Source organism: Hyphomonas sp. (assembly GCF_040882205.1).
GTDB lineage: Bacteria > Pseudomonadota > Alphaproteobacteria > Caulobacterales > Hyphomonadaceae > Hyphomonas.
The window spans coordinates 1-3,396 of record NZ_JBBEBT010000205.1; the positions used below are offsets into that span (position 1 = coordinate 1).

3 protein-coding genes are annotated in these 3,396 nt (G+C 60.2%); all 3 read right to left on the bottom strand.

What is annotated here, in order from left to right:
• Window positions 1-347 (bottom strand): FAD-dependent oxidoreductase (locus WEA77_RS08610; RefSeq protein WP_368067460.1); only part of this gene is annotated, 347 nt, incomplete at its 3' end.
• A gap of 129 nt (window positions 348-476) precedes the next feature.
• A complete protein-coding gene (locus WEA77_RS08615) occupies window positions 477-1,454 on the bottom strand; it encodes an alpha/beta hydrolase (RefSeq protein ID WP_368067461.1) in 978 nt (325 codons plus the stop codon).
• A 179-nt stretch (window positions 1,455-1,633) separates the two neighbouring features.
• Entirely contained in the window at window positions 1,634-3,268 is a 1,635-nt protein-coding gene (locus WEA77_RS08620) for an IS66 family transposase (protein WP_368067462.1), read from the bottom strand.
• Between the last annotated feature and the right edge of the window lie 128 nt (window positions 3,269-3,396).

Here is a 3,396-nt window from a genome sequence, read left to right on the forward strand (position 1 = left end):
GCCGCCTCTATCGTCCGGTCAACAAATCCCGTCCGGCCATGCAGGTTAGATGCGCCACCGGAACTATCGATCGCAGCAAAACCGCAGTCAAGAAAAAGCCTTTCCTCTGTCTCTTCCTCGAGCTCCCGCCAGATTGACTGAGATCGAATTGCCAACGGGCAGTAAATCTCGCCCTCTCCAATCGCCTGGCGAGTGATGCGCGTCTCGCCATGGCTGGCACCCCGGTCATGCGGTGGAACGTAGAGATCTATTCCGACCACACGAACGGACCGGCGGGCAAGTTGATAGAGGATCGATGCGCCAAATGCACCAAGGCCGATCACCGCAACGTCGTAATTCTGTGCCATCTGCTTCCCCCGATCCCGCATATTGCCCCCAATATACGACGTGGAGAATAATCTGATAAATCTATGGATTATTTATAATCCGAAAATGTCAAGACGGATGTTAAGAACGTCACTTCCGGCATGCCCAACCTACTTCGTAAGCGTGAGCCGCAGCCCCCTACTGATTGCGGCGGGCACGACGCTCGCATGGTCTTCATCCGGGAAAACCACTGTCGTCACGTTGATATTGTCCATCTCTGAAAGACGCTCATCAAGCTGCTGAACATTGGTGACCATGGCAGAGATGCGTAAGCCCTCCCGCAATTCCGCCGTCGATATGCTGCTCAATGCGGCTGGCAGAGTGTCGTTATCCGGCGCGATCCGCGGCAAATCCTCCTCGTCCCCGCCTACCATAAGGATCAGCGTTGGTGCTTTCGAAAGCGGGCGGAGCAGGTCCGGCAGCCCATCCATATCGGCCAGCACAGCCTTGTCATCGTACCAGATCGACGGCGCAGAGGCGATGTAGCCTGAATAGGCTGCTGGATCGCGCAACAGCTGGCGCAGCACGGCAAGCCCTCCCAGCGAATGGCCGAAGATCACCTGACGCGACAGGTCCACGGGGTACTCGGCCACAATCCGGCTTCTAACCTCGGTTCGCAGCATCGTCAGGTAATCGTCGAGCTCGCCGGTGTCCTCCGCCTTCAGCTTGCTGTGAGTGAAGAGCGGATTTGCCTCGATAGAAGCAGCATCGATTGGAAGCGAAAGGTCTTTTGTTCGCAGGGTAAGTGCGGGCCTGGTTCCCTCCTCCTGATACCCTATCGCGACGACTATCGGCGGCGTGTAGAAGTTCAGCCCCTGGAGCCTCGCGGTTTCGGTCACTGTTCCGAAATAGAGGCCGCCATCAGTGACATACACGACCGGATAGCCTTCAGGAGGTGGCGGAGCCTCGGGCAGGGAGATCAGCAGCCGGTACGGCCGGCCAGTGACCTGCGATACATAGTCGACCTGACGCGACTCCGAGATCCGGGCTGACGCCGATGCAGCCTGCACCTCATCCGCCCGGGCACCCGTGAGCGGAAACCACGCCATCGAAAGGCCGATCATCACTCCTGTCAACTTGCGCCGCATATCTATTCCTACAATTGCATTGGCCGTTCGGTGAAAATATTATCTATCTTGGATTCTGTAACACTGTCTGCGAGGCGGATGCCTTTTGTCAATGCCGAAGTAATTTTGCCAAAAAGCGCCGGAGTAAAATTCCCCAGTTTGCGGTTTCAGAGTACGCATCCGGCCAAGGGCGCGGTTGATCAGGTCGCGTTGGGTTTCTGATCGCGTTTCCAGTTCCAAGGCAGGAGTTCGCTGAGGCGCGCTGCGGGGTGGGAGGCGATCCTGCTAAGCACGTCGGCGAGCCAGGCTTGCGGATCGACGCCGTTGAGCCTGGCGGTCTGCAGGAGCGTGTAGATTGCAGCGGCGCGCTCACCGCCGCGGTCCGAGCCGGCGAACGTCCAGTTGCGCCGGCCGAGGGTGAGCGGGCGGATCATGCGTTCGGCTGCATTGTTGGTCAGGCAGATGCGGCCATCATCAAGGAACGCGGTGAACGAGAGCCAGCGCTTCAGCATGTAGTCGAAAGCCTTGGCGAGATCGCCCTTGCCGGAGATGCGGGCCCGCTGCGCGGTCATCCAGTCGTGAAGCTCACCGATAAGCGGCTTGATGCTTTCCTGGCGGGCGCGAAGCCTGTCGTCTGCGGTCTGACCATTGATGGCGCGCTCGATGTCAAAGACCGCGTCAATGCGTTTGACCGCGTCAAGCGCGATCGGTGAGATCGCCTTTTGTGTTTTACCGGCCGCTTTCTTTCGGGCGGCAGCTTCAATGTCGGCAAGCTCGAAGAACTTACGCCGTGCATGTGCCCAGCAAGCCGCCTCCCGGATCAGGCCTGGCAGACGCGCTTCGCCGTAGAGCGCATTGAACCCGCCATAGGCATCGGCCTGCAGGATGCCGCTCCAGTCCTTGAGATGGGTCTGCGGATGTTCGCCGCGCCGGTCGGATGAGTAGTAGTAAGCAACCGCCGGAGGATCATGCCCGCCGAACGGCACGTCATCGCGCACATAGGCCCATAATCGCCCGGTGCGTGTCTGGCCTTTGGCGAGCACCGGCACGGCCGTGTCATCGGCGTGCAGACGCGCGGCCGTAAAGACGTACTTGCAGATAAGCTCTGTCAGTGGCTCAAGCGCAGCCGCGCTTACCCCGACCCAGTCCGCCATTGTGGAGACTTCGAGGGGTATGCCCTCATGATTGAACGCGCCCGCCTGCCGGTTCAGCGGCAGATGCATTGCATACTTCGACCACAGGATCATAGCGAGCAGGGAGGGGCCAGCGCGCCCGCGTGCGATCACGTGGAACGGCGCGGGCGGCTGGGTAATGGTCTCGCAGGCCCGGCAGCTGAAGCGCTCGCGCACGGTCTGCTTCACGAAGAACTTCCGCGGGATGACCTCAAGTGTTTCCGTGACGTCTTCTCCCAGTTTGGAGAGCTTGTCCGAGCCGCAACAGGGGCAAGCCTGCGGCGGCGGGACGACGACCCGTTCGCGCGGCAGATGCTCGGGCAGCGGCCCGCGCTTCGGCTGGCGGCGCGTGTGGGCCGGAACCAAAGCAGTCTTGACGGCCTCGGCCTTTGCCACGTCTTCGGCGATGTCGCCTTCAATATCTTCCAGCGACAGCTCAAACTGTTCGATCAGGCGTGCCGAGCGTTCCGAAGACGGGCCGAACCGGGCGCGTTGCAGCTTGAGGATCTGAAGGCGCAGGTGCTTGATGAGGTCATCGGCTGACAGACGCGCTGTCTCTGCTTCAACAAGCCTGGCTTTAAGGGCAATCGTCTCTGCTGAACGCTCGCGCAGCATCTCCTTCAGCGCTTCAATATCCTCGGGAATATCATCCGTGTGCGGCATGCAGGAATCGAATCACGATTTGCAGATCAAGGCGAGAGGCTTGATGGCGCCGCCGGGACGATTATCCGGCTGTCTGCGGTCGCCATGTCTGCTGCGGCGCCCGCCAGTCGATCCCTTCAAGAAGATAG